Genomic DNA, 26393 nt, shown 5'->3' with positions numbered 1-26393 from the left:
GATGTCACGCACCCGACCACGGCTTGACCTTGAGGAAGCCGCCGCCGTCGACACGGAGCTGCTGCCCGGTGATGTAGCGCGCCGCGTCGGAGGCCAGGAACAACACCGCCTCGCTGATGTCCTCGGGCTCGACGTAGGGGATCGGCATCGCCTGCACGAGCGGGAAAACCGGTTCGGCGTCCTCGCGCGTCGGATCCTTCAGGTCCGGCCGGAAGGCCCGATACATGGGCGGGCTGTGCAGCATGTCGGTGTTGACATTGGTGGGGTGCACCGCGTTCATCCGGATGGAGAATCGGGCGAGCGCCAGGGCGAAGTCGTTGACGTAGTGCGCGGCAGCCAGTTTCGCGAAGGCATACCCCGCGCCGCCGGGGCCCCCGTCGATGCCGGTGGTGTTCATCGACGACATGAACGCCGCATTGGAACCGATCACGATGATCGACGCGCCGGCCTGCAGATGTTTGAGGCTCGCGTGCACCAGGTTCAGCACTCCGACCAGGTCCACGTCCACGGCGTCGGCGAAGGCCTGTGGCGGCAGGCCCGCGGTGAGCGGGCAGATGCCCGCGTTGGCGACGACGACGTCGAGATGCCCCAACTCGGCGACGCCCTCATCGATCGCGGTGGACAGGGCCACCCGATCGCGAACGTCCGCGACCGCGGTGAACGCGCGCTGGCCCTCCTTCTCGACCAGCCGGGCCGTCTCGTCGAGGTCTTCCCGCCGGGCCAGGGGATACTCGTTGGTCTCGATGTCGGCGCACAGGTCCACCGCAATGATGTCCGCGCCTTCGGCGGCCAGCATCCGCGCGTGCGAACGGCCTTGGCCTCGCGCGGCGCCACTGATCACGGCCACCTTGCCGGTTACCCTGCCCATCGCCCGTCCTTCGTCCGTGTATCTGCATCGCGACCCTCGTTGGGGCCCAACGGCATTGGTCGGCGTCGCCGCCGGTGCGGCCGCAACGACTCCGTCGGCCGCACGTTTTCGCCGGGATATGCGGGGGGCGTCGGAATCGGGCCAACGGTCGGATCCATCGCATCTCTTCCACGAAAAACTGCTCTGACCTGCGGTTGGGCTACCACTACGCCCTAGACTAGCTAGAATATCTAAAATAGCAAGGAATGAACGGGTCGACCGAGGGAGTTGGCGATGTCTGGCGTGCGCGGTGGTGTCCTGCAAGGGGTGCGGGTGGTCGAATTGGCATCGTGGACCTACGTGCCATCGGCCGGTGCAGCCCTGTCGGACTGGGGCGCCGACGTGATCAAGGTCGAGGGTGTCGCCTCGGGTGACCCCGGGCGCGCGCTGGTCGTCGGCGGCTTCACCCGGCAGGCGGCGCGCCCGGACGCCGACTTCATCCTCGAGCTGGGCAACCGCGGTAAGCGCAGCATCGCCATCGACATCAAATCCGACACGGGTCGCGAGCTGTTCGGCCGCCTGTTGGCCAGTGCCGATGTGTTCCTTACCAATTGGCTGCCGGGTGCGCTCGAGCGGGCCCGGCTGACCGTGGACGACATCCGCTCGTTCAACCCGAAGATCATCATCGCGCGAGGCACCGGGCTGGGGGTGCGGGGGCCGGACCGCGACCGTGGCGGGTTCGACGCGGCCACCTACCTGGCGCGCGGCGGGGTCGCGTACACGCTCACGCCGTTCGGCACGGACACGCCCGCGGTGCAGGGTCCGGGGTTCGGTGATCTTCAAGGTGGGGCGACGCTCGCCGGTGGCGTTTGCGCCGCGCTGTTCCACCGCGAACGCACCGGCGAACCGACGATCGTCGACTCCTCGCTGCTGGCGCAGGCGATGTGGGCGATAGCGCCGTCCATCTCGGCGGCCGATTTCTTCGACATCGACGGGATCCCGGGCGCACCGCCGGGGCTGGCCATCAACCCGCTGGTGAACAGGTACAAGACCCGCGACGGCAGGTGGATCCAGTTGGTGTTCTTGCAGCCGGACAAGTTCTGGGCAGGGTTCTGTGAGCGAGTCGGCCTGGCCGAGCTGGCCACCGATCAGCGATTCGTGCCGTCGAGCAACCTGATCGCCAACGCCGCGGAGGCCACGGAGATCCTGACCAACGCGTTCGCCCGCCACGATCTCGCCCACTGGCAGAAGGCGCTCGAGGAGGAGCCGGGCGTGTGGGGCGCCCTGGCGACGCCGCGGGAAACGCTCAACGATCCGCAGGTCGAACCGAACGGGTACGTGGTGACCAACGTCGACGACCACGGCGAGAAGTACCGCATTGTCGCCGCGCCCGTCCAGTTCGACGAGACTCCGCCGGCGCCCGCGCGTGCGCCCGAACACGGCCAGCACACGGAAGAGATCCTGCTCGAGCTCGACGCCGATTGGGACGACATCGCCAGGGCGAAGGATCGGAAGGCGATTCTGTAGGGCGCCGGGCAGTCGACGAAAGGCGCTAACTGTGGGGACCAAAGTCATCGGCTGCCGATAACCCGGTGACCTAGGGCGCCCGCAGTCGTACGTTCGGTGCAAGGAGCACCGACATGACTGCATTCATGCGCGCCACCGACGCGTTCACCTGGGCGATGGAGACTGACCCACGGCTGCGATCGACGGTGGTCAGCGTCGTACTTCTGGACCGGACCCCGGACTGGGGGGAGGTGCGGAAGCGGTTCGACCTGATCAGCCGCACGTTGCCCATGTTCCGGCAGCGGGTGGTGCAGTCGCCTCCGCCGGTCCCGCCGCGATGGGAGTATTACCGGGACTTCGACCTCGATTACCACCTGCGGCGAGCAACAGTCTCCGCCCCCGGAACGCTCGACGACGTGCTCGAGATGGCCCGATTGGCCGAGATGCAGGACTTCGATCGGGCCCGCGCGCTGTGGGAAACGACGTTCGTCGAGGGTCTGGAAAACGGCGGCGCGGCCGTGATCTGCAAGTTTCACCACGCGCTCACCGACGGGGTCGGCGGGGTCCAGATCGCGATGCACCTGTTCGACCTCTCGGAAGACCCGTATCCCGTGGAACCCATGCCGCCCGAGCCGCAGGTCGTGGGCCCAGCGCTGCTCGGGCCCTACCGCGACGCCGTGCGGTACGACACCGGCTTGCTCAACAGCGCCCTGACGGGGGCAGTTTCCCTGGTGCCACGTTTGATGTACGACGGCGTCCGGCGCCCCGTCGCCACCATCCGGTCCGCGGCGACCACCGCGGCATCGGTCTACCGAACCGTCCGGCCGATCAGCCGGACCGGGTCACCGCTTGCGACGGACCGTGGCCTGATCCGGCGTCTCGGGGTGCATCAGGTGCCGACGCGTCCGCTTCGGGAAGCGGCGCACCGTTGCGGTGGGGCGCTGAACGACGCGTTCGTCGCCGGGGTGGCGGGCGGGCTTCGCCTCTACCACGAGAAGCACGGCGTGGCGGTGAACGACTTGCACATCACCATGCCGATCAGTCTGCGGACCGAAGCCGATGGCATTGGCGGGAACCGGATCACGCTGATGCGCTTCGACGTGCCCGTCGGCGAGGCGGATCCGGCGAGGCGCATCGCGGCGATACGGCAGCGCACCGCGGCGGTACGGAACGAAAGATCGCTGCCCTACACGCAATTGATCGCCGGGGTGCTCAACCTGGTGCCCCGGTGGTACATCGGTTCGGTGCTGCGCCATGTCGATTTCGTGGCCAGCGATGTGCCGGGCGTTCCGGTGCCCGTCTACCTCGGCGGCGCTGCGGTGCGGGCGCAGTACGCGTTCGGGCCCACCATCGGTGCGGCGGTCAACGTCACGCTTCTCACCTATGTCGACACGTGTGGTCTCGGGTTGAACGTCGATACCACCGCGATACCCGACTACGACGTCTTCCATGACGCTATCGTCGCCGGCTTCGACGAATTATTGTCTTTGGCAATCTGATCCGAAGTTCATGGATTACGGCACCGGGCAGGCACTTCACCGGATTGGTTGATTAGCAACCGATCCCGGAACGGTCACAGGCAGGTATCGATCTCGGCGGTTGTCTGGCACAACGCGAAATATCGACAAATCATGGCACAGGGCGCCTTTGAGGTTTGCGGCCGCGATGATGCGTTGCGCAGGAATTCCTCGTCCGCTTTGCGAGTAGCGGATTCGTGACGGCGCCGCAGGAGGTATCCACAACATGACGACGAACTGGGTTCCCGCCCAGACCTCGTGCGGCCCACACTCTGGTCGCATCCTCGACACCGCGCGCGGCATCCTCATCGGCCTTCGCCGGTGCCCGTCGGAAGCTGCCTTGGACGAATTGCACAGCGCGGCATTGCGGCACAAGGTGCCGGTATTCGCGATGGCGTGGGCGCTGGTACACCTGGCCGGCGACGGCGAAAAGACACCGAGCTTCACCGACGCGCAATCGGCGGCCCGGCACGAGTGGGGAACGCTGTTCTCCTCCGCCGCATTGCCCTGCTGAGCGGGCATCAAGACGTTGGGACGGCCGAGCTTTCGAGGGGTAACCCGGCCGTCTCCAACTCCAGTCGGCGTCACCGTGCGCGGCCGACCCTAGCGCGGCCAGGCCGCCGATTCGCCGGCCGCGCGCAATGCCGCCACGATGCGCTGTTCCTTTTCCCGGAAGCGCTCCGTAGGTGCCGGCACCGAGATAGCAACCAGATTGTCGCCCAACGCGCGTCGTGCGATCGCGGCCGCCGAAATTCCCGGTGTGTGTTCGTCTCGATCGAAAGCGATTCCGGTGCGCCGGATCTCGGCCACCTCGGCGCGGAGTCGGCCGGCGGACCCGGGATCCAAGCGAGAGATCAGCGCCTCGGCGTCGGCGCCGTCGAGCGCCGCCAGGGCCGCTTTGCCGTTGGCGGTCGACTCCAATGGGAACCGGACGCCGACAGCCGACACGGCGCGAAGCCGATGCGACGATTCGATCTGGTCGACGAACCACATTCGCCGGCCACGCAATACCGAGAGGTCGACCGTCTCGCCGTCGGTCGCGCGCGCTACCCGTTCGATCGTTGGCCGGAACACCGCCGCGATGTGCGCGCCGTCGGAATTGCCGAACGCCAGCAATCGGTCGCCGAGGGAAAAACGGCCCTGTGGATCGACACTGGCCAGTCCGACCTCGACCAGGCCCACCAGCAGCCGACGGGCCGTCGACTTGGCCAGCCCGAGTCGCTCACCGAGGTCGACCAGACGCAACCGTCCCGGCTCTGCGGCGATCTCGTCCAGCGCGGCGGCGGCGCGCCGCAATACCTGGATCCCCTCGTCGCGTCCCGCTGCAAAGTTTTCCCCCGAGGACGCCATTCGTCCACTATAGTGTTCCGCATTGCGGATCGTAAAGATCCGTAATGCGAATCAGAGGAGATTCCAGATGAGCGGGCTACCGGCCGGGCGGCACTATTTCCGCGGCGACGACGGCTACGAGGCGGCCCGTCGTGGCACCGTCTGGCACCAGCGGGTGCCCGAACGCTACCCCGAAGTGATCGTGCAGGCCGTTGACACCGACGACATCGTCGCCGGTATCCGCCATGCGAAGGCCCACGGGCTGAAGGTCAGCATGGTCTCGGGCGGCCACAGCTTCGCGGCCAGCCACCTGCGCGACGGCTCCGTGCTGCTCGACGTCAGCCGTCTCGACCACGTTTCCATCGACGCCGAAAAGGGCCTCGCCCGAGTGGGTCCGGGCAAAGGCGGCAGCCTGCTCATGGCCGACCTCGAGGCGCAGGGCCTGTTCTTTCCCGGGGGTCACTGCAAAGGGGTCTGCCTCGGTGGCTACCTCTTGCAGGGCGGATACGGCTGGAACAGCCGCATCTGGGGCCCGGCCTGCGAGAGTGTCGTGGGCCTCGATGTCGTCACCGCCGAAGGCGAACGGATTCACTGCGACGCCAGCAACAACGCCGATCTCTACTGGGCTGCCCGTGGTGCCGGACCCGGATTCTTCGCTGTGGTCACGTCGTTCTATCTGAAGCTTTATCCGCGCCCCGCCGCCTGCGGGACCAGCGTCTATGTCTATCCGTTCGAGCTCGCCGACGAGGTCTTCACGTGGACCCGCGAGGTCAGTGCCGAAGTGGACCCCCGAGTCGAGCTGCAGGCCGTGGCATCCCGCGGCGAACCGAACATGGGCATCGGCACCCCGGTCATCTCGCTGGCGTCGCCCGCCTTCGCGGACTCCGATGCGGAGGCGGAAAAGGCGCTCGCCCTGTTCGGCACCTGCCCGGTCGCCGATCAGGCGCTGGTCAAAATCCCTTACATGCCAACCGATCTGGCGACCTGGTACGACGTCGCGATGAGCCACTATCTGTCCGATCATTACTACGCGGTCGACAACATGTGGACGTCGGCGCCGGCCGAGGACCTGCTGCCGGGCATCCGGACGATCCTGGACACCATGCCCCCGCACCCGGCGCATTTCCTGTGGCTGAACTGGGGCCCGTGCCCTCCCCGCCAGGACATGGCCTACAGCATCGAGGGCGACATCTACCTGGCCCTCTACGGTTCGTGGAAGGACCCGGCCGACGAGGCGAAGTACGCCGACTGGGCGCGGTCCAACATGGCCGCGATGTCCGAATTCGCCATCGGGATTCAGCTCGCCGACGAGAACCTCGGCCAGCGTCCGGCGCGGTTCGCCAGCGACGCCGCGATGGCCAAACTCGACCGCGTGCGCGCCGAGTACGACCCCGACGGAGTGTTCAACAGCTGGATGGGGCGGCTCTGATGGCCGGCAACCTGTATCTGGGGTATCGCGGTGACGACGCGAAGACCCCGTTCGGCAAGTTCTTCACGCCCGAGATGGCCCCGCTGCCACGCCATGTCGTCGAGGCACTCGAACACGGCCCACAAGGCGCCATGGCGCTGTCGTCGTTCGACGAGGCCGCGCGCGTCGCCGACGACGGATACCAGCGGACCGAGAACGGTTATGGGGTCCTCGACGACGGTGGCTACCAGGTGTCGGTCCGCACCGACATGCCGGGCGTCACGCCGCAGATGTGGTCGTGGTGGTTCGGCTGGCACGGCTGCGACACCCGCCGTTACAAGCTGTGGCATCCCCGGGCCCATCTGCACGCCGCCTGGAAAGACGGCTCGGGCGTTGAAGACGACGGCCGCCGGGGCGCCGAACGCTACGTCGGCCGCTGGTCACTGATCAGCGAGTACATCGGCTCGACAATGCTCAACGGCGCAATCCAATTCGTCGATCCGGCGGCGATGGGCTGCCCGCCCGACGGCGCCGGTGCGGTGGCGATCTGCGCCCGCCTGGGATCCAGCGAGGCCCCGGTGGACGTCGGATGGTTCATTCACCACGTCCGGTCGACGCCGAACGGGGCCGAGATGCGGTCACGATTCTGGATGGGCGGACGGCACATCGAAGTGCGCAACGTCCCCGGTGTCGCATCACGCGCGGTGCGCCCGATCGCCTCGCGGGTGCTCGGTAACGCGGAAGCCGGCGCTCGCAATCTGATGGTCCACTGCGCCCAGGAGATGAATCACCTGGCGGCCTTCCTGCCGGAACTCTATGCCGCCTTCGGCGACGAATAGGCGGATCCTAGCCCTGGGCGCCCGACGGCGGGCGCACTGCGCGAACCGCCGGACGATCGGGCGCATCCGTGTCCTGTGATGCATTGGCCGGCATGGCAATTCGTGTGCTTCCGAGATATCCCGCCAGCAGCACGAGTGCGCAACCGGCAAGCTGAAGGGAAGACGGGCGCTCGCCGAGCGCGACGGCGCCGAGCGCGACAGCGCCCACCGGGGTGAGCAACAGGAGGGCGGAGCTCACCGTGCTGGGTAGCCGGCCCGAGCAGAACGCGACAAGCAGCCAGCCGAACAATTGCCCGGTGATGGCAACCAGGGTCAACCACGCGAGTGCGCGCCAGCCCGGCCAGACGTCCAGACCATGCCACCACGGGCCGACTGCCACCGCCACGATCCCGGACGTCGCTAGCACGACGCCATAAGTCTGCATGGGCCTGCCGGCTTGGCCGCCGCGCCGCAGCAGGAACAGGAAACCGGAGTAGCAGACCGCTGCGCCCACGGCGTGCACCGTTCCGCGGGTCGGATCGGAGCCCGAAAGTCCTTGCTCGAGTACGCCACCGGCGAGCAGCACGCCAACCAGCAGGGCGGGCAGCGTCAGCAGGAATCGGCGCGAAATCCGCTCCCGATCGGCCAGCCAACTGAGCACCGGGACAACGGCGACTTGGGCATTGACGATGACCGTCGACAAGCCCGCTCCGACTTCCGGGATGGCCTGCGTCCACAGCAACATGTCGCCGGCGAACAACACGCCACACAGGATCGCCGACAGCAGCCCGCGCCGTGGCAAGCCACCGCGGTGTTGCCATTCGGGGATCGCAAGGATCACGACCACGGGCAACGCGATCAGACAGCGCGCGGCCGTGGCGGTGGCCGGCGTAGCGGCGGCCAGCTTGAGCAGCACCGCTGACGCCGACACGGACAAGGCGCCGATTGCCAACCCGGCCCGGTCCAGTGAGTGTGCGGGAATCCGGCTCATGGTCGGGCGGATACCCGTCGTGCTAATGGTTAAATCATTTTTTACCCATTAGCATGTTCCTGATGGCGCGGTCGGAAGCGGCCAATCTCGATCTGCGCGGAGGCCATCCCGCAGTCGATTTGGTCAACACGGTGGCATGGCGAGGTGACCCACAGCGCCGTGCGGACTATTTATCGGACTATCCGGACCTGGTGGCTTGGGCGCATCACGCAGGGGTGTTGTCGCTTCGCGAGGCGCGCACCCTCGCCGCGGACGTCGTCTTGGACCGCGTTGCCGCCACCGGAGCGCTGCATCGGACGAAGCTGCTCAGGGAGGCCCTGCACCGCATCTGGACGGGGTGCGCTTCGGCCGGAGATTCCGGGAAAGTCGCCGACGCCTACCGATCCGCGCTGCGGGCCAGCCGCCTGGTCGTCGGTCAGGATGCCGCGAACTGGGAGGAGTCCGCGCTGACGGCGCAAACCCCACTGCACCGGCTCGCGGTCGAAGCGGTGACCTTCCTGACCGAGGTCCCGGGCTCGCGCATCAAGCGATGTGGCGACGACCAGTGCGGATGGCTGTTCCTCGACACCAGCCACCGGCAGAACCGCCGCTGGTGCAGTACGGCCGACTGCGGCAACAGGGCCCGGGTCCGTCGGTACTACGAGCGCACCAGGGACGGCTCAGATCGTCAAGCCGGCGGGAGCTGACGCGGTCCGGAGGGCGAATCCAGTTCGGCCGGCCCCTCGCGCTGCGTCAATTCCGGGTCGGTGCCGCGCTCCGATGCGCCCAGCGACGGGCCGTGCCGCCCTCGGCTGCCCTGCCGGCTGGTCACCGGCGCGCGGTCAACACGTGACGAGTCGATGAATCCCGCCGTGCCGGACGGGGATTCGTTCGTGTCGGCGGGCCGGTTGCCGCCGCCGCCGGGGTCGGAGCTTTCGGAGTCGACCGTCACCCTGTGGGTGCGCCTGAACGCGAACGTGATCTCCTCGACCTCCTCGAACACCAGCCGCGCGGTGCGCAACGGTGCGGTCGTGGTGTCGATCACCCGGGCGACGAAAGGCGGCACCAGCGGGCGGATCCAGCGCGCCGCGGCCTTGGTGGCGTCCGGAATCGACGGAATCGACGGGGTGCCACGCTCTTGGTGCGGCTCCAACTCTCGTCCGACGGGCGCCGGCAGGTTCTCCACGCCGGCACTCTCAGCCGGGACGGGCGGGGCGAGGGCCGCGCGGGTGGCGGCCTCGGCTTCGGCGGCGATTGGCAGGTAGATGTCTTCGTCGGCCGGCTCGAAGGTGCGTTGTGACGGCGCCAGCACCGGGGAATCGAAGGCGTCCACGATGCGTCGGCGCTGCTGCTCGCGGTCGATCTCGGTCTGGGCCTCGATGGCAAGCCGGGCCTGGGTGAGCTGGTGCTCGGCCCACATGATTTCGGCCTCCCGGCGAACCTCGGCCCGCTTGATCGCGATCGCCGTGTCCGCCTCGAGTTCCGCGCGTTCCCGCTCCGCCCGCGCCGCCGCATGGCGATCGTGGCTGGTCTCGCCGCGCCACCGCCCCAGGATCAGCGGCAGCAGGTAGACCAGGACGCAGAACGCGATGGTCAGCAGCCGCAACGTCAGCGCCCCGAGGTCGGCGGAGGTCAGGTCGTTCATCGCGACCCAGCGCGCGCCCAGGCCACGATCGGCGCCCGCGATGACGCCGTGGCGTGCCTCGTCGAGCGCGCGCGCCTCGCGGGAGATCTCGGCGTCCAACCCCAGCGCCTGGCGATCCCGGGCCGCCAGCGCGTCGTCCAGTTCACGCTGGGCGTCCGCGAGGATCTCGTTCGCCGTGCGCGTTTCGGGTCCGGCGCCGGGCACACCGGTGATCCGGGTTTGCGGGCAGGTGGGGGTGGGATGGTATTCGCAGCGCGCGATGACCAGGGCCTGGTCCTGCTGCTGGTGAGCGCGGTCGACGGCCGTGTCGAGCGCGGTGCGTGCGTCCCGGCTTTGTTGCAGGGACGCCGTCGCCTGCGCGACCGCCGGCGTGGAGCCAGCGTTGTGCAGGGCGCGCTCGTCGAGACGGTGATCGATCGAGCCGGAGAGCAGGACGACTGCGGCCAATTCACCCACCGTGACCCCGAGGGCGGCCGCGACCAGCGCGCGTGCGGCGAGGCCGGCCCGACCGCGGCCCGTCCCGGTCGTGATGGCGCGGGTGACCGCGCCGACCAGCAGACCGAAGAGCAACGTCAGCGGCGCGACCGAATAGAGCGGCCAGCGAGCCGACTCGCTCACCGCCAGGGCCGCGACGAGCCACGCCAGCAGCCCTCCGAACAACACCACCGCGCCGGTGATGGCGTGCGTGGACCGCTCGTCGCGCTCACTCAGCTCCAGCCGATGACCGCCGCCAAGCCAGGTGAGTAGGCCCGCGGGCGAGAAGTCCGAGCGCCGCTCGGGAATTTTCTGGGCGCACATCAAAAACACCTCCCAAGTCATCAAGCCTCCCAGGCCACCACCCGCCGGATCGAATCGAAGCGCCCGGCCTGTGGCGTGCTTCACAGCGCACCCGGAGCACCGATGATCCCGGGAGAGTGCGACGAACGCGGATTTCTGCGACGCGAGCAGATCAGCGACGGTTCCGGCGGCCGACGTGAGACGGTATAAGCCTATGGAGACTCACGATTATGTCACCTACGAAGAGTTCGGACGCAGATTCTTCGAGGTCGCTGTCACCCCGGAGCGTGTCGCCGCCGCGTTTGCCGACATCGCCGGCAACGAGTTCGCCATGGAGCCCATCGCGCAGGGGCCCGGCGGGATCGCCAAGGTCAGCGCCAACGTCAAGATCCACGAACCCAAGGTCACCCGCCGCCTGGGCGACAGCATCACGTTCGTCATCCACATCCCCTTGTCGATCGATCTGCTGCTCGACCTTCGGCTCGACAAGCAGCGGTTCGTCGTGTCCGGGGACATCGCGTTGCGGGCCACGGCGCGCGCCGCCGAACCGCTACTGCTGATCGTCGATGTCGCGAAACCGCGGCCCTCCGATATCACCGTCAACGTGTCGTCGAAGTCCTTCCGCGGCGAGGTGCTGCGGATCCTCGCCGGCGTCGATGGCGAGATCCGCCGGTTCGTCGCGCAGTACGTCGCCGAGGAGATCGACGCGCCCCAGTCGCAGGCCGCGCAGATCATCGACGTGGCGAAGCAACTACAGGAAGCCTGGCCCTAAAGGCGCCGCTAACGCGTAAGCCCGGCCCCGCCGGGGTACTCAGTGCGCGTTGCGCGTTGGACGTCTGTGCTGCCGAGCCGACGCCAGCCGCAAGCATGGGGAGGAGCGACAGGGCGTGGCACGAGTAGATGTTTCGGTGTCCTCGGAGGTCGACCCGGAGGCCGCCTGGAAGCTGGCGTCCGACCTGAGCCGGTTCGACGAGTGGATGACCATATTCGCCGGATGGCGCGGACCCGTCCCCGACAAGATCGAGGAGGGCACGTGCGTCTCGTCGTGCGTGAAGGTCAAGGGCTTCCGCAATGTCATCCATTGGACGGTCACCCGGTATGACGAGCCGAAATCGATTGAACTGCAAGGCCGCGGCCGCGGCGGGATCCGCCTCGGGGTGGCGATGACCGTCACGGACCGCGAGCCGGGAACCGATTTCCACCTCACCGCCGACCTCCGGGGCGGGCTGCTCAGCGGCCCCATCGGCGGGTTGGTCGCCCGGGTGCTGCGCTCCGATGTAGAGAAGTCGGTGAAAAACCTCGCCTCGTTGCAGTAGGCGTTGGAACCGGCGGCGCTACCGCGCCGCGTGGCCGATAGGCCAGTCTCGTTCCGCCTGCCGAATCCGCCTGCGGTCCATGCCAAGCCACGCCAGCCCGGCCCCGAACGCGAGCATGGCGACGATCGCGGCGGCGACACCCGCGCCGGCGTCCCCGAGGGCGAAGGTGGCCACGCACATCACGAGCGCCAACACGGCGGCCCCGACGATCACCAGCCCAGGCGTGCGCGCCAAGTCATGCGGCGGCTCGGCGTTACCCGTGCGGAGGTCCCGATCATGGTCGACAGCGCTGTGGCGCATGGGCGTCTCTCCTCTGGTCACTTCCGTTCGGCTGCTTCCGTGGAGCTACCCGGATTGCCGTCGGGACAAACGACCTGAGGCGTCGGTGCCGAGGGTTCGGCGCTACGCCCTACAGCGTCTGGTGCCGCCCAAAGTATTTGTGGTCCTCGCTGTAACCGCCGTAGCCGCTGCCGATGTCGCGGTAGTCGGCGACGAATTCGATGCCCTTGATCCACTTGACGAGTTTGAAGCCATGCTGCAGCTCGTTGCGCAGCCGCAGCGGCCTGCCATGCATGTAGGGGAGGGGCTGGTCGTTCATCTTGTACGCGAGCATCGTCATGTGGTGGTCCATCTGGCCGATGTGATGGGCGTTGTAATAGATGCCGCCCGTCGCGCCCAGGCCCATCGAATAGAACACCGCCCACTTGGCTTCGGGCAGCGGTTTGACGATGTCCATGATCGTCTTCATCTGCACGCCACCCCATTTGGCGACTCCCGACCAGGCTTGGATGCAGAAGTGCTGGCTGATCTGCTCGTGGTACGGCAGCGCCATCAAGTCCTCGAGCGAAAACTCCATCGGATGCTCGACCAGACCGTAGACCTTGAGCCGCCAGTCGCGGAAGTCGTTTGCTTCCAGCTCTTTGTACTCGACGGTCTCCGGCAGCCTGCCGTTGCGCCAGTGGTGCGGCGAGATGTCCTTCTCGGTGAAGGCGCCGGGCTTGGGGTCGAGCTGTTCCAGCATCCGCTGGAACGGGCCGACGAGCGCGTATCCGACCCGCTGAATCACCCGCGGATGGCGAATGGTGAAGGGCGTGGCCCAAACCCACGCGATCGCCGTGAACACCATGGCCGCGGCGAAGATTCCGAAGCCCACCCAGCTGTTGTCGTCGCGGGAAGCGAACATGTGGTTGAGGTTGCGCAGCGCGCTGGTCGTCAACACCATCGTGACGTGCACCAGGATGAAGAACAGGAAGTAGACCAGCACCACGAAATGCAGTGACCGCGCGTGCTGAATGCTCAGCCGCTTGCTGAGCCAGTGCACGCGCTGCGACAGCGCGGGCGACATGCCCAGCCCGGTGATCAACGCCGCGGGCGCGGCAATGAACACGGTGGTGAAGTAGGACAACAACTGCAGGCCGTTGTAGGCGACCCAGCCGTTGTCGGTCGGCCAGTCCAGCGACAGGTACTGGACGGCCACCGATGCGGCGTTGGGGAAGACGTCCCAACTGGTGGGGACGATGTGCCGCCACTGTCCCGTGGCGAAGAGCAAGACGTAGAAGACCGCACCGTTGACGAGCCACAGCACGTCCACGCCCAGGTGCCACCACCGGGCCAGCCCGATGGAGTGCCGGAATCCCGGCAAGCCCAATTGCGGTGGCAGGGCGACGGTGTCGGCGTTGGCGGTCCACAGCTCGTCGTCCGGTACGGGCGGGCCGACGCGCAGCCACTCGTCCTTACCCGGGGTGGCGTTGCGGCTGAAGTAGAGCCGGGGATGGTCGCAGAGGATCTGGATGCCGGTCCTGATGATGAACATCATCATGAACAGGTTGAAGAAATGCGTCCAGCCGATCCAGGCCGGCAGGCCGGGGGTGACATTGGCGCTGTCCGTCCCGGGGTGACGCTGAATGAACGACTGGACGGCCGGCATGTTGTGCAGGCCTTTGCCGACCGCCACCCCGGCGATCAGCAGGGCAAAGCCGATGGGGATCAGCCAGAGCAGGTTGAACCACCGGTCGCGGCCGATGCGCAGCTTCGGTGCGGTCGCCCGCCTCGTGAGATCGAAACCGCCGCCGTAGGTCTCGACATCGATGATGTCTTCGGCGGTGTGAATCTCGTTGCGGTAGTCCGGGGAGGAGTCCAGCGGCGTGCCCACTGCCAGTGTCGATACGTTGCCGTTCGGCGCTTCCCGTCCTCCGGTGGCTCCGGGGGTATTGACGTTCAGGTTCCGATGTTCGGTGTTCGTCACGCGGCCGAAAATACACGGATCGACTTGTAAAAATTGGATCCGATCAGGAAGACGCGCGCGGCTCGCGGCCTCGTCCGGGCGCGGGGCCGCCGGCTCGCGCCCGGTGCGGGCAAAATCCACCGCGGTGCCGGAAGCAATAGCCGCACCTGCTTACGGATGCGCCCGTTTGCGCCGCAGATTCGGTTCATGGGGGGTCGCTGTGAGTTTGCGCAAAGTCTTCTGGATGCTCGCTAATTCGCGTCGTGTGGCCGCACCCGGCGGACCGGACGGGTCTCAAGGGCGTTGATGGTCAACGCGCGGCGGCCGATCAGCCATCCGTCGGTCAGCTCGTATTCGTCGTCGTAGCGCAAATGCCAGACGATGTCGACGAATTCGTCGCCGCGTCGGTCCCAGTGGTGCGCGATGCACGCAATGCGCCCACTGGCCGTGCCAGGCCCGGTGGCCTCGTAGACCTCGCCGACGATGGCGTGCTCGGTGCGGGCGACGGCCGCGACGGTAGCGACCGCGGCGGTGATGGCGCCTCGCCCACGATGCGAGTGGATCGGCTCCAGCGCCGTGGGCGGTTCGGGCACCACCAGCATGGCGGTGTCAGTGAAAAGTGTTGCGACGGAATCGAACCGACGCCCGTCCACGTACGCCGCGTATCTGTGCACCAAGTCGCTGAGTGCTGATCGGTCGTCGGCTGACAGGCTCATCGGGATCGCGCGATCAGCGACAGCCGCTGCGCGCACGCCGAGAGCACGTCCCTGGCCTGCTCGATGTCGACCGTCGACGGCATCGACAGCACGAGCCGGTCGGCGCCCTGATCGACCAGACTGCCCGCCCGTTCGGCGTCAATCTTGTTGACCGCGTGGCCCAATGACACTTCCAGGGCCGCCGGATCACGGCCCGCCGCCGCCGCCTCGTCGCGCATGAGCGCGATCAATGACGCCAGTTGCGGACCCGCCACCCCGAGCGGCTGGAAGCCGTCCGCCAAGCGGCCGGCGCGGCGGGCCGCCGCCCGGCTGTGCCCGCCGATATGAACGGGAAGCCTCTCTCCGGCAATGGGTTTGGGATAACACATGACGTTGTCGAAGCTGAAGAACTCACCGTGGTGCGAAGCCCCCTGCGGTTCGTCGGCCCACAGTGCCCGTAAGACGGCCAACTGCTCGTCGGCGCGTCTGCCGCGGTTCTCGAAGTCCGCGCCGCACGCCTCCAGCTCCTCCCTGAGCCATCCAACGCCCACACACAGCCGCAGCCGTCCACCCGACAACGCGTCCACGCTTGCGGCGCGCTTGGCGAGGACCACCGGATGGTGGTTGGGCAGCACCAGGACGCCCGTGGCCAGCCCGAGGGTGGTGGTGCGGCCGGCCAAAAACGCCAGCAGATCGAGCGGGTCGGGGATGGGGCAGTCGGCCGCCAGCCCCACGCGTCCCGAACTGTCATACGGGTAGACGCTGTCGTAGCGGGTGACCAGCACGGTGTGCTCGACCACAACGATCGATTCGAACCCGCACTGCTCGAGGTGGCCGGCGAAGGCCGCCATCCATTCGGGATCCGCGGTGACGCCGTCGGCCACCGGCGCCACGACAGAAACCTTCATGGCCTCAGAAGCTAACAGGCGCGCTCTCGACGGCCGCCGGCGCGATCGCACTGCGCACGGCCTCGGCCAGGGTTGCCGCGCGGACATCGGTGAACAGGTCCTCGAGCAGCACCGGGCGCCCGGCGGGATCGGTCAGCGGAATCCGCCAGTTGGGGTATTCGTCGGTGGTGCCGGGCTGATTCTGGGTCCGGCGGTCACCCACCGCATCGGTCAGCGCCACGCCCACCAGCCGCGACGGCGTCCGGCCCAGGTAGCGATAAAGGGCGACGACGACTTTCTCCGCGTCGTCTTCGCCGTCGTCGAGCAACCCCACCCGGCGCAACTCGGCCAGCCACGCCGCCAGCTCGGCCCGGTCGGTGGCGAGCTCGTCCTCGGCGGGGCGGGTCAGCAACCCGAGAGCTTCGCGCAGCCGCACGTGGTCGCCGGCCAGGTAGCCGGCGGTCGGCGGCAGATCGTGGGTGGTCACCGAGGACAGGCAGTACTCGCGCCAGCGCTCGGCCGGCAGCGGCCCGCCGTTTCCGTCCCGATCCAACTCGAACCACAGGATCGAGGTGCCGAGCAAGCCGCGCAACAGCAGGTAGTCGCGCACCCACGGTTCGACCGTGCCCAAATCCTCGCCCACGACCAGCGCGCCGGCGCGGTGTGCCTCCAGGGCGACGATGCCGATCATCGCTTCGTGGTCGTAACGCACGTACGTGCCCTCGGTGGGCGCGGCACCGTCCGGGATCCACCACAGCCGGAACAACCCGATGATGTGGTCGATGCGCACGCCGCCGGCGTGCCGCAGCACCGCGCTTATCAGTGCCCGAAACGGCCGATACTCCTCGGCATCGAGCCGATCGGGCCGCCAGGGCGGCTGGGACCAGTTCTGGCCGAGTTGATTGAACTCGTCCGGTGGTGCGCCGGCGGTGACACCCAGCGCCAACACGTCCTGCAGGGCCCACGCGTCGGCGCCGTTGGGATGCACGCCGACGGCGAGGTCGTGCATCACGCCCAGCGCCATCCCGGCCCGGATCGCCTGCGACTGCGCCGAGGCGAGTTGCTCGTCGAGTTGCCACTGCAGCCAGCGATGGAAATCGACTGCCTCCGCATGCTTCTCGACGAATCGGTCGACGCCGGGCGCGCGGGGATGCTGTAGCGACTTCGGCCACGAATGCCAATCGTCGCCGTACTTCTCGGCCAGGGCGCACCAGGTCGCGAAGTCGTCCAGCGCGCTGCCCTCGCGCGCGCGGAAGGCTTCGTAGGACAACTCGCGGCCCGCGGACCGCGGCACTCGGTGCAAGAGCTGGAGCGCCGCGCACTTCGCGGCCCAAGCGCTGTCGCGATCGATGGCGTCGAGCCGAGCGGCTCGCTGTTGCACGTCGAATCGCAGCCGCCGCACCCGGCTGCGCTTGGGCAGCTCGGCGAACTCGGGAATCGCCTCGACGTGAAGGTAAATGGGGTTGACGAAGCGCCGCGATGTCGGCAGGTAGGGCGAGGGCTCCATATGGCCCGTCGGTCCGCAAAACTGCGCCGCGTGCAGCGGATTGACCAACAAGTAGTCGGCGCCGTGCCGCGACGCCGACCAGACGGCTAGGTCGGCCAGGTCCGCCAGGTCGCCGACCCCCCACGATTGTCTGGAGCGCACGCTGTAGAGCTGGGCGGCCAGGCCCCAGCCCCGCCGGGCGCCGAGCCGCTCCGGCAGCCCGAGCCAATCCGGCGTCACGATCACGGCGCTGCTGGTCTCAGTGCCACCGGAACGCAGGTGCACCCGGTGATAACCGAGGGGCAGATCGGCCGGCAGCATGAAGCTGGCCTCGCCGACCCAGCGCCCGTCCAAATCGAACGGCGGGGTGAAGTTGTCCACCTGTTGGATCCCGCCGCGTACCGCGCCGTCCTCGAGCTGCAACCAGACCTCCGCGGGATCGCCGTGGGTCACGTGCACCCAGAACCGCGTCTGCTCACCCGTGCGGCCGACGATGGTCGCCGGCAATCGCCGCGCCCAATACGACCGGAGCTTCGCGGTCAGCGCGATGTTGCGCTCCTGCTCCGTGCCGGCCGCCACGCCGAGCGCGGCCAACACCGCCACCAGCGTGGTTGCCGAGACCGGCACCCGCCGCCCGGTCCAGTCGTCGTACTCGGTCGCGATGCCGTACCTCCTGGCAAGTTCGACCAGCGACGGCGCGAGCTCACTCATACCGCTCATCTTGCTGCCAGAATTCAACGACCGACCAATCGGGGAGAGGCGGCGCGCGCCGTCGCCCGTTCCGCCGCTCTTCCGTTCGCTGAGCGCACCCGCTCGACAGGACGAGCCGGCCTTTCGCCATTACGATGCCCTGAGGAGACGTGAGTGTCCGGGCGGGATCGGCGGGGGAACCTGAAAGTGCCAGTTCAACGGCGCTTGGGGCATTGCCTGCGTCGGCCCACGCGGCGAGGCGAGGGCGTCCGCATAGATGTACGCAAAGTGATGTAGATGTGAACGCACGTCGTCGCGTGGCGAGGTCGCTACGGGTGACTTACCGTTGTCGATGTAATTCGCGCTGCGGATATGTTCAGGGACAATATCCAGGCGTTCTAGCAGACCGGATGGTGAATAAACGTGGCGGAAGAGAGTCGCGGGCAACGCGGGTCGGGGTATGGCCTCGGGTTGTCGACGCGGACCCAGGTGACCGGCTACCAGTTCCTCGCTCGCCGCACCGCAATGGCGCTCACCCGGTGGCGCGTCCGCATGGAGGTCGAGCCGGGACGGCGCCAGACCCTGGCCGTCGTGGCGTCGGTGTCGGCGGCCCTGGTGATCTGCCTGGGCGCGCTGCTCTACTCGTTCCTCAGCCCGGCGGGCCAGGTCGGTGACTCGCCGATCATCGCCGACCGTGACTCCGGCGCGCTGTACGTCCGCGTCGGCGACAAGCTGTACCCGGCGCTGAACCTGGCGTCGGCGCGGCTGATCACCGGGCGCCCCGACAACCCGCACCTGGTCAAGTCCAACCAGATCGCCACGCTGCCGCGCGGCCCGCTGGTGGGCATCCCGGGCGCGCCGTCGAACTTCCATCCCTCGAGCCCGTCCACGTCGTCGTGGCTGGTATGCGACACCGTCGGGACCTCGACCGGGGTGAGCGCGCCGTCCGGGGTGACGGTGACCGTCATCGACGGAAATCCCGACCTCAGCAACCACCGGCACGTGCTGACCGGGTCGGACGCCGTGGTGCTGAGCTACGGCGGGGACGCGTGGGTGATCCGCGAGGGGCGCCGGTCGCGCATCGACGCGACGAACCGTTCGGTGCTGCTGCCACTGGGCCTGACGCCCGAGCAGGTGGGCCAGGCGAAGCCCATGAGCCGCGCCCTGTTCGACGCGTTGCCGGTGGGCCCCGAGTTGACCGTGCCGCAGGTGCAGAACGCGGGCTCCGGCGCGTCGTTCCCGAATGCGCCCGGCCCGATCGGCACCGTGATCGTCACGCCGCAAATCAGTGGGCCGCAACAGTATTCGCTGGTGCTGGCTGACGGAGTGCAGACCCTGCCCCCGTTGGTGGCGCAGATCCTGCAGAACGCCGGGCCCGGCAACACCAAGCCGGTGACCGTCGAACCGTCGGCCCTGGCCAAAATGCCCGTGGTCAACAAGCTCGACCTGTCCTCCTACCCGGACGCCCCGCTCAACGTGGCGGACATCCGCGAGAACCCCTCGACCTGCTGGTGGTGGCAGAAGACGTCCGGGGAGAACCGGGCCCGCATCCAGGTTGTGTCCGGCGCGACCATTCCGGTCGCGGCCAAGGACGAGAACAGGGTGGTGTCGCTGGTCAAGGCGGACACCACCGGCCGCGAGGCCGACCAGGTCTTCTTCGGTCCCGACTATGGGAACTTCGTGGCCGTCACCGGCAACGACCCCGGGGCCAAGACGACGGAGTCGCTGTGGTGGCTGAGTGACGCGGGCGCCCGGTTCGGGGTCGACGACACCCGGGACGTGCGCGAGGCGTTGGGCCTGAAGACGAAACCGAGCATGGCGCCGTGGGTGGCGCTGCGGTTGCTCCCGCAAGGCCCGACCCTGTCGCGCGCGGACGCGCTCGTGGAGCACGACACCCTACCGATGGATATGTCCCCAGGAGAATTGGCGGTACCTAAGTGAAACGCGGGTTTGCTCGGCCGACACCGGAGAAGCCTCCGGTCATCAAGCCGGAGAACATCGTCCTCCCGACGCCCCTGAGCATTCCGCCGCCGGAGGGCAAGCCCTGGTGGCTGGTGGTGGTCGGCGTCCTGGTCGTCGGCCTGCTGATCGGCATGGTCGGCATGACCTTCGCCAGCGGCTCGCACGTGTTCGGCGGCGCCGGCGCCATCTTCCCGATCTTCATGATCGGTGGCGTCGCGATGATGATGTTCGGCGGCCGGTTCGGCGGTCAGCAGCAGATGAGCCGGCCGAAGCTGGACGCGATGCGCGCCCAGTTCATGCTGATGCTGGACATGCTGCGCGAGACCGCCCACGAGTCGGCCGACAGCATGGACGCCAACTACCGGTGGTTCCACCCGGCGCCCACCACGCTGTCCGCCGCGGTGGGGTCGTCGCGGATGTGGGAACGCAAGCCCGACGGCAAGGACCTCAACTTCGGTGTGGTGCGAGTGGGCGTCGGCATGACGCGCCCCGAGGTGACCTGGGGTGAGCCCCAGAACATGCCGACCGACATCGAGCTGGAGCCGGTGACGGGTAAGGCGCTGCAGGAATTCGGGCGCTACCAAAGCGTCGTCTACAACCTGCCCAAGATGATCTCGCTGCTCGTCGAACCCTGGTACTCGCTCGACGGGGAGCGGGAGCAGGTCCTGGGACTGATGCGGGCGATCATCTGCCAGCTGGCGTTTTCGCACGGCCCGGACCACGTGCAGATGGTCGTCGTCACCTCGGATCTGGACGAGTGGGACTGGGTGAAGTGGCTTCCGCACTTCGGCGACCCGCGACGTCAGGACGCGGCGGGGAACGCGCGGATGGTCTACAGCTCGGTGCGCGAGTTCGCCGCCGAGCAGGCCGAATTGTTCGCCGGCCGTGGCTCTTTCACGCCGCGGCACGCGAGTTCGTCGGCGCAGACTCCGACGCCCCACACGGTGATCGTCGCCGATGTCGTCGACCCCCAGTGGGAGTACGTGATCAGCTCCGAGGGCGTCGACGGGGTGACGTTCTTCGACCTGACCGGCGCCTCGATGTGGACGGCGGTCCCCGAGCGCACCTTGCGGTTCGACGAGAAGGGCGTGATCGAGGCGCTGCCCCGCGACCGCGACACCTGGATGGTGATCGACGAGAAGCCGTGGTTCTTCGCGCTCACGGACCACATCAGCATCGCGGAGGCCGAGGAATTCGCTCAGGCGCTGGCCCGCTGGCGGCTCGCCGAGGCGTACGAAGAGATCGGTCAGCGGGTCGCCCACATCGGCGCCCGAGACATCATGGCCTACTACGGAATCGACGATCCGGGCCGCATCGACTTCGAGTCGTTGTGGGGCAGCCGCAACGACTCGATGGGCCGGTCGCGGTTGCGGGCACCGTTCGGTGTTCGTTCCGACAACGGCGAGCTGCTGTTCTTGGACATGAAGTCGCTCGACGAGGGCGGTGACGGCCCGCACGGCGTCATGTCCGGTACGACCGGTTCGGGTAAATCGACCCTGGTGCGAACCGTGATCGAGTCGCTGATGCTCAGCCACCCGCCGGAAGAGCTGCAGTTCGTGCTGGCCGACCTCAAGGGTGGATCGGCGGTCAAGCCGTTCGCCGGGGTGCCGCACGTGTCGCGGATCATCACCGACCTGGAAGAGGACCAGGCGCTGATGGAGCGCTTCCTCGACGCCCTCTGGGGCGAGATCGCCCGGCGCAAGGCGATCTGCGACAGCGCCGGTGTCGACGACGCCAAGGAGTACAACTCCGTCCGCCTCAGGATGCGGGCGCGCGGCCAGGACATGGCGCCGCTGCCGATGCTGGTGGTGGTCATCGACGAGTTCTACGAATGGTTCCGCATCATGCCGACCGCGGTCGACGTGCTCGACTCGATCGGCCGGCAGGGCCGCGCCTACTGGATCCACCTGATGATGGCGTCGCAGACCATCGAGAGCCGTGCCGAAAAGCTCATGGAGAACATGGGTTACCGGCTGGTGCTGAAGGCGCGCACCGCCGGTGCGGCGCAGGCCGCCGGTGTGCCGAACGCCGTGAACCTGCCGGCGCAGGCGGGCCTGGGCTACTTCCGGCGCAGCCTGGAGGACATCGTCCGGTTCCAGGCCGAGTTCCTGTGGCGGGACTACTTCCCCCGCGGGCTCACCGATGACGGCGAGGAAGCGCCCGCGTTGGTGCACAGCATCGATTACGTTCGGCCGCAACTGTTTACCAACTCGTTCACCCCGCTCGAGGTGAGCGTGGGCGGACCGGAGCTCACGCCGGCCGCCATCACGAATGGTGAGACGCTGGAGGCCGACGGCCTGCCGCGCGAAGACGACGACGTCGAGGGCATCCGGGTTCCGAAGGTCGGCACGGTCATCATCGATCAGCTGCGCAAGATCGACTTCGAGCCGTACCGGTTGTGGCAACCGCCGCTCAACCAGCCGATCCCGATCGACGAATTGGTCAACCGGTTCCTCGGCCACCCGTGGCAGGAGGATTACGGCACGGCGCGCGACCTGGTCTTCCCGATCGGGATCATCGACCGTCCGTTCAAGCACGACCAGCCGCCGTGGACGGTCGACACCTCGGGTCCGGGCGCCAACGTGCTGATCCTGGGCGCCGGTGGTTCGGGTAAGACCACGGCCCTGCAGACCCTGATCTGCTCGGCCGCGCTGACCCACACCCCCGAGCAGGTCCAGTTCTATTGCCTGGCCTACAGCAGCACCGCGCTGACCACCGTCGCCCGGCTGCCGCACGTGGGTGAGGTGGCCGGTCCGACGGACCCGTACGGTGTGCGCCGCACGGTGGCCGAGCTGCTGGCGCTGGTGCGTCAGCGCAAGAGCACCTTCCTCGAGTACGGGATCGCCTCGATGGAGGTCTTCCGGCGCCGCAAGTTCGGCGGCGAGCCCGGCCCCGTCCCCAACGACGGGTTCGGCGACGTCTACCTGGTGGTCGACAACTACCGGGCGCTGGCCGAAGAGAACGAGGTGCTGATCGAGCAGGTGAACCTGATCATCAACCAGGGCCCGTCGTTCGGTGTGCACGTGATCGTCACCGCCGACCGCGAGTCCGAGCTGCGGCCCCCGGTGCGCAGCGGCTTCGGCTCCCGGGTCGAATTGCGGCTGGCGGCCGTGGAAGACGCCAAGCTGGTGCGGTCCCGGTTCGCCAAGGACGTTCCGGTCAAGCCGGGCCGCGGCATGGTCGCGGTCAACTACGTCCGACTGGACTCCGACCCGCAGGCCGGTCTGCACACTTTGGTGGCCCGGCCCGCGCTCGCCACCACGCCCGACTACGTCTTCGAGTCCGACAGCGTCATCGACGCGGTCAGCCGTCTCACCAGCGGCCAGGCCCCGCCGGTGCGCCGGCTCCCCGCCCGGTTCGACGTGGAGCAGTTGCGGGAACTGGCCGCGCGGGACACCCGGCAGGGTGTCGGCGCGGGCGGAATCGCCTGGGCCATCTCCGAATTGGACTTGTCGCCGGTGTACCTCAACTTCGCCGAGAATGCGCACCTGATGGTGACGGGTCGACGCGAATGTGGGCGTACCACCACGCTGGCCACCATCATGAGCGAAATCGGCCGGCTGTACGCACCGGGAGCCAGCAGCGCACCACCGCCACCGGCCGGCCAGCCGTCGGCACAGGTGTGGCTGGTCGACCCACGCCGTCAGCTGCTGACCACCCTGGGTTCGGACTACGTCGAGAAGTTCGCGTACAACCTCGACGGCGTCCAGGCGATGATGGGCGAGCTGGCCGCCGTCCTGGCCGGACGCGAGCCGCCGCCCGGCCTGTCCGCGGAGGAGTTGTTGTCGCGGTCGTGGTGGAGCGGCCCGGAGATCTTCCTGATCGTCGACGACATCCAGCAGCTGCCGGCCGGATTCGATTCGCCGCTGCACAAGGCCGCGCCGTGGGTGACCCGGGCCGCCGACGTCGGGTTGCACGTTCTGGTGACCCGCACCTTCGGTGGCTGGTCTTCGGCGGGCAGCGATCCGATGTTGCGGGCCCTGGCCCAGGCGAACGCGCCGTTGCTGGTGATGGACGCCGACCCGGACGAGGGATTCATCCGCGGAAAGATGAAGGGTGGCCCGCTGCCCCGCGGTCGAGGCCTACTGATGGCCGAGGACACCGGCGTGTTCGTACAGGTGGCGGCGACGGAGTTGCGCAAGTAAGACGGAATACCGCTGCGTTGGGGCTGGCTGGATTCAGCCCCAGCGCAGCGGTAATTCTTTGAGCGCGAAGCTTTTTGACGGGTAATTGATCGCGGGAACATAGTCCGCGGGAACGTCGAAGTCGGGAATCTGCCTGAGCCATTCCCCGACGATCACCGTCAGTTCGATCCTGGCCAGGTGGGACCCCAGGCAGCGGTGCGGCCCGCCCCCAAACCCCCAGTGCCGGTGCACCTTTCCGTCCATCACCAATTCGTTGACCGACGTCGCATCGCTGTCGTCTCGGTTGACCGCGGCCATGCACAACCGCACCGACGTCCCAGGGGGCAAAGTCATCCCGCCGATGTTGACGAATTCGGTGGTGATCCGGGGCGCCACCGGCGCCGAAGGTTCCAGCCGGACGATCTCTTCGATGAAAACCCGGATCTGCCTTGGGTTGTCGCGCAGCAACTCGCGCAGCTGTGGTCGGCGCGCCAGCTCGAACAGGCAGAATCCGATCGCCGCCGTCACCGTGTCCAGGCCGGCCAGCACCAGCAGGTGGCTCATGCCCAGCAGTTCCAGATCGCTGAAATCGCCGTCACTGTTCATGATTTGCGACAGCATGTCGGTTCCCGGGTTCTGCCGGCGTTGCTGGATCGCATCGGCCAGATACGTCAGCAGCAGCTCACTCTTCTGGATGTCATCCTGGGTGATGTAGGGCTTGTCGTTGACGACGGCGTCCTTCCAATCGATCAGCCGATCGCGATCTTCCAGCGGCAGGCCGTAGAGGTCCATGAAGACCTGAAACGGGTACAGGTGTGCGAAGTCGGCCATCACTTCGCACTTGCCCTGCGCGGCAAGCGCAGCGATCATTTCGGCGGCATGGCGCTCCAGCACCGGGCGGGACTTACTCAGACCGAGCGGGCTGAAGAACGGCTGCAGCACCTTCCGATAACGCGTGTGCTGCGGCGGGTCAAACGCCAGCGGCAGCACCGGTAATCGGTGCCCGGGGGGCTGCAGGATCGTCGACGAGAACACCTTGGGATTGCGTAGCGCGGCCAGCACGTCTTCGCGGCGCGTGATGTAGTAGTGGCCGTTCATGAACACCACGGGCCCGGCGTCCCGCAGCGTTTTCCACCCGACGCCCCGGTCCAGGGCCATGGGCAACTTCTCGAAATCGAGCCGTGGCAGGTGGAACGTGGCTTGCTGGCCTTCGCCAGGAGTGCTCATGGGCTCTCCGCATGTCTGTCTGATCTCGGCAACCGAAGCGGCGGGGACGTCGTCGGCACCGATTTTCGCTGAACCCCAATATCGCATGTGTCGCAAAGGGACACGAATCCGACCGCTGGCCGGTTTACGGCGGCCGGTCGCGCTCCGCGAGGATCTTCTACACTCGAGCGAGCGGCTGATCTCCGTCTCGATCACTCAGCCGAGCCGGGTAGGGAGGAAACCTGATGAGGGTTCGTCTCGAACAATCCAAATGCGTTGGCCACGCCCAGTGCTACGCCGTTGATCCGAAGCTGTTCCCGATCGACGACTCGGGCTATTCGATCCTCGAAGAGCACGAGGTGCGGCCCGAGGACGAGCAGCTGACTCGTGACGGTGTGGCTTCCTGCCCGGAAATGGCATTGGTTCTCGAAGAGGACTGACATCCGACCCGCGTTGAAAGCAAACCGCGGATGAACAATCAGTTCGTCGAAATGAACGGCAGTCGACTGGGAGTGAACAGTGGCTGGCCTGGAATGAACAGTTGGCGTCGCGTATCGGCGTGCCCACGATAACGAACTAATCTCATGGACGAGCGACAGTTCGGGAAGACCGTGAACTGTCGCTCGGTTGCTGACAGCAGGGGATCAATCGAGGCTAAAGGTGCACGTTGTTCCTGACCCGGGTGTCCGAGAAGCGTGGTACGAGACCACATTTGGACGCCGGACAAGGGATCGGCGGAATGCGCCGGCCAGCCCGCCGACTGGGGTGGCAGACCGTGAGGTCTGAGTCGGTGATTCCGGGCGGTCAGCGACCTACGGGTGGCAATTGCTTACGAAGCCGTGACCACGGCCACCACTGATCCGATGCGACTGCCGCGACCGCCAGCGATCGCGGCCAACTGAGGAGAACAGGTGTTTGACTTCGGGGCGTTACCGCCGGAGGTTAATTCCGGTCGGATGTATGCGGGTCCGGGTTCGGGGCCGTTG

At 67.6% G+C, this 26393-nt stretch carries 22 protein-coding genes; 12 read left to right on the top strand and 10 right to left on the bottom strand.

Annotation, left to right across the window (positions count from 1 at the left end; genetic code table 11):
• Positions 1-4: 4 nt before the first annotated feature.
• Positions 5-868 (bottom strand): mycofactocin-coupled SDR family oxidoreductase, encoded by an 864-nt coding sequence (locus A5711_RS02315; RefSeq protein WP_067943653.1) that lies wholly within the window; start codon positions 866-868, stop codon positions 5-7.
• 273 nt (positions 869-1141) lie between these two features.
• On the opposite strand from A5711_RS02315, the gene A5711_RS02310 reads away from it, so the two are divergent.
• The 3 genes from A5711_RS02310 (at position 1142) to A5711_RS02300 (ending at position 4384) form a co-directional block, all read left to right on the top strand.
• Complete coding sequence (locus A5711_RS02310) at positions 1142-2374, top strand: CaiB/BaiF CoA-transferase family protein (RefSeq protein WP_067943651.1); 1233 nt, start codon at positions 1142-1144, stop codon at positions 2372-2374.
• A gap of 113 nt (positions 2375-2487) precedes the next feature.
• The gene (locus A5711_RS02305; RefSeq protein WP_067943649.1) at positions 2488-3852 is read left to right on the top strand and encodes a wax ester/triacylglycerol synthase domain-containing protein; all 1365 of its coding nucleotides are present in this window, start codon (positions 2488-2490) and stop codon (positions 3850-3852) included.
• A gap of 244 nt (positions 3853-4096) precedes the next feature.
• Positions 4097-4384, top strand: coding sequence for an ANTAR domain-containing protein (locus A5711_RS02300; RefSeq protein ID WP_067943646.1), 288 nt, complete (start codon positions 4097-4099; stop codon positions 4382-4384).
• A gap of 89 nt (positions 4385-4473) precedes the next feature.
• Here the strand turns inward: A5711_RS02300 and A5711_RS02295 are convergent, their stop codons facing one another.
• A complete protein-coding gene (locus A5711_RS02295; RefSeq protein WP_067943643.1) occupies positions 4474-5220 on the bottom strand; it encodes an IclR family transcriptional regulator in 747 nt (248 codons plus the stop codon).
• A gap of 67 nt (positions 5221-5287) precedes the next feature.
• Here A5711_RS02295 and A5711_RS02290 point away from each other — a divergent pair, with 67 nt between their 5' ends.
• Positions 5288-6628, top strand: coding sequence for an FAD-binding oxidoreductase (locus A5711_RS02290; RefSeq protein ID WP_067943642.1), 1341 nt, complete (start codon positions 5288-5290; stop codon positions 6626-6628).
• Entirely contained in the window at positions 6628-7446 is an 819-nt protein-coding gene (locus A5711_RS02285) for a DAPG hydrolase family protein (RefSeq protein ID WP_067943641.1), read from the top strand. Before A5711_RS02290 ends, A5711_RS02285 begins: the two co-directional genes overlap by 1 nt.
• 7 nt (positions 7447-7453) lie before the next feature.
• On the opposite strand, the gene A5711_RS02280 is transcribed toward A5711_RS02285, so the two are convergent.
• Positions 7454-8416, bottom strand: a complete 963-nt coding sequence (locus A5711_RS02280) for a DMT family transporter (RefSeq protein WP_067943640.1) — start codon at positions 8414-8416, stop codon at positions 7454-7456.
• 62 nt (positions 8417-8478) lie between these two features.
• Between A5711_RS02280 and A5711_RS02275 the strand changes: the two genes are divergently transcribed.
• The gene (locus A5711_RS02275; protein WP_067943748.1) at positions 8479-9102 is read left to right on the top strand and encodes a CGNR zinc finger domain-containing protein; all 624 of its coding nucleotides are present in this window, start codon (positions 8479-8481) and stop codon (positions 9100-9102) included.
• Here A5711_RS02275 and A5711_RS02270 read toward each other — a convergent pair.
• Positions 9084-10838, bottom strand: a complete 1755-nt coding sequence (locus tag A5711_RS02270; RefSeq protein WP_067943746.1) for a DUF4407 domain-containing protein — start codon at positions 10836-10838, stop codon at positions 9084-9086. The genes A5711_RS02275 and A5711_RS02270 overlap by 19 nt on opposite strands.
• Positions 10839-11031: 193 nt before the next feature.
• Here A5711_RS02270 and A5711_RS02265 point away from each other — a divergent pair, with 193 nt between their 5' ends.
• Both A5711_RS02265 and A5711_RS02260 read left to right on the top strand, forming a co-directional pair.
• The gene (locus tag A5711_RS02265) at positions 11032-11589 is read left to right on the top strand and encodes a hypothetical protein (protein WP_067201090.1); all 558 of its coding nucleotides are present in this window, start codon (positions 11032-11034) and stop codon (positions 11587-11589) included.
• A 115-nt stretch (positions 11590-11704) separates the two neighbouring features.
• Positions 11705-12133: an SRPBCC family protein gene (locus A5711_RS02260; RefSeq protein ID WP_067943639.1), complete on the top strand. Its 429-nt coding sequence runs from the start codon at positions 11705-11707 to the stop codon at positions 12131-12133.
• Positions 12134-12151: 18 nt separating this feature from the next.
• On the opposite strand, the gene A5711_RS02255 is transcribed toward A5711_RS02260, so the two are convergent.
• From A5711_RS02255 to malQ, 5 genes are all read right to left on the bottom strand, one after another.
• Entirely contained in the window at positions 12152-12433 is a 282-nt protein-coding gene (locus A5711_RS02255) for a hypothetical protein (RefSeq protein ID WP_067943638.1), read from the bottom strand.
• A gap of 109 nt (positions 12434-12542) precedes the next feature.
• Positions 12543-14285, bottom strand: a complete 1743-nt coding sequence (locus A5711_RS02250) for a molybdopterin-dependent oxidoreductase (RefSeq protein ID WP_067943744.1) — start codon at positions 14283-14285, stop codon at positions 12543-12545.
• A gap of 323 nt (positions 14286-14608) precedes the next feature.
• Positions 14609-15073: a nuclear transport factor 2 family protein gene (locus A5711_RS02245; RefSeq protein WP_067943637.1), complete on the bottom strand. Its 465-nt coding sequence runs from the start codon at positions 15071-15073 to the stop codon at positions 14609-14611.
• Complete coding sequence (locus A5711_RS02240) at positions 15070-15960, bottom strand: LLM class F420-dependent oxidoreductase (RefSeq protein ID WP_067943636.1); 891 nt, start codon at positions 15958-15960, stop codon at positions 15070-15072. The genes A5711_RS02245 and A5711_RS02240 overlap by 4 nt, the downstream gene beginning before the upstream one ends.
• A gap of 4 nt (positions 15961-15964) precedes the next feature.
• Complete coding sequence (gene malQ, locus A5711_RS02235; protein WP_067943635.1) at positions 15965-18136, bottom strand: 4-alpha-glucanotransferase; 2172 nt, start codon at positions 18134-18136, stop codon at positions 15965-15967.
• Between the two features lie 402 nt (positions 18137-18538).
• Between malQ and eccB the strand changes: the two genes are divergently transcribed.
• Positions 18539-20056 carry a type VII secretion protein EccB gene (gene eccB / locus A5711_RS02230; RefSeq protein ID WP_067943634.1) on the top strand — a complete coding sequence of 506 codons (1518 nt, stop codon included), beginning with the start codon at positions 18539-18541 and terminating at the stop codon, positions 20054-20056.
• Positions 20053-24222: a type VII secretion protein EccCa gene (gene eccCa, locus A5711_RS02225; RefSeq protein ID WP_067943633.1), complete on the top strand. Its 4170-nt coding sequence runs from the start codon at positions 20053-20055 to the stop codon at positions 24220-24222. Before eccB ends, eccCa begins: the two co-directional genes overlap by 4 nt.
• Before the next feature lie 33 nt (positions 24223-24255).
• Here the strand turns inward: eccCa and A5711_RS02220 are convergent, their stop codons facing one another.
• Positions 24256-25428, bottom strand: a complete 1173-nt coding sequence (locus tag A5711_RS02220; RefSeq protein WP_067943632.1) for a cytochrome P450 — start codon at positions 25426-25428, stop codon at positions 24256-24258.
• Between the two features lie 224 nt (positions 25429-25652).
• Here A5711_RS02220 and A5711_RS02215 point away from each other — a divergent pair, with 224 nt between their 5' ends.
• Positions 25653-25847: a ferredoxin gene (locus A5711_RS02215; protein ID WP_067943630.1), complete on the top strand. Its 195-nt coding sequence runs from the start codon at positions 25653-25655 to the stop codon at positions 25845-25847.
• Positions 25848-26318: 471 nt separating this feature from the next.
• Positions 26319-26393: PPE domain-containing protein (locus A5711_RS26735; RefSeq protein ID WP_156622491.1), on the top strand; the 75-nt coding region annotated here is incomplete at its 3' end.

This window comes from Mycobacterium sp. E2238, from assembly GCF_001672665.1.
In the GTDB taxonomy this organism is placed as follows: Bacteria; Actinomycetota; Actinomycetes; order Mycobacteriales; family Mycobacteriaceae; genus Mycobacterium.
Note: the sequence above shows the minus strand (reverse complement) of the source record. Positions and strands in the feature narration are given on the sequence as shown.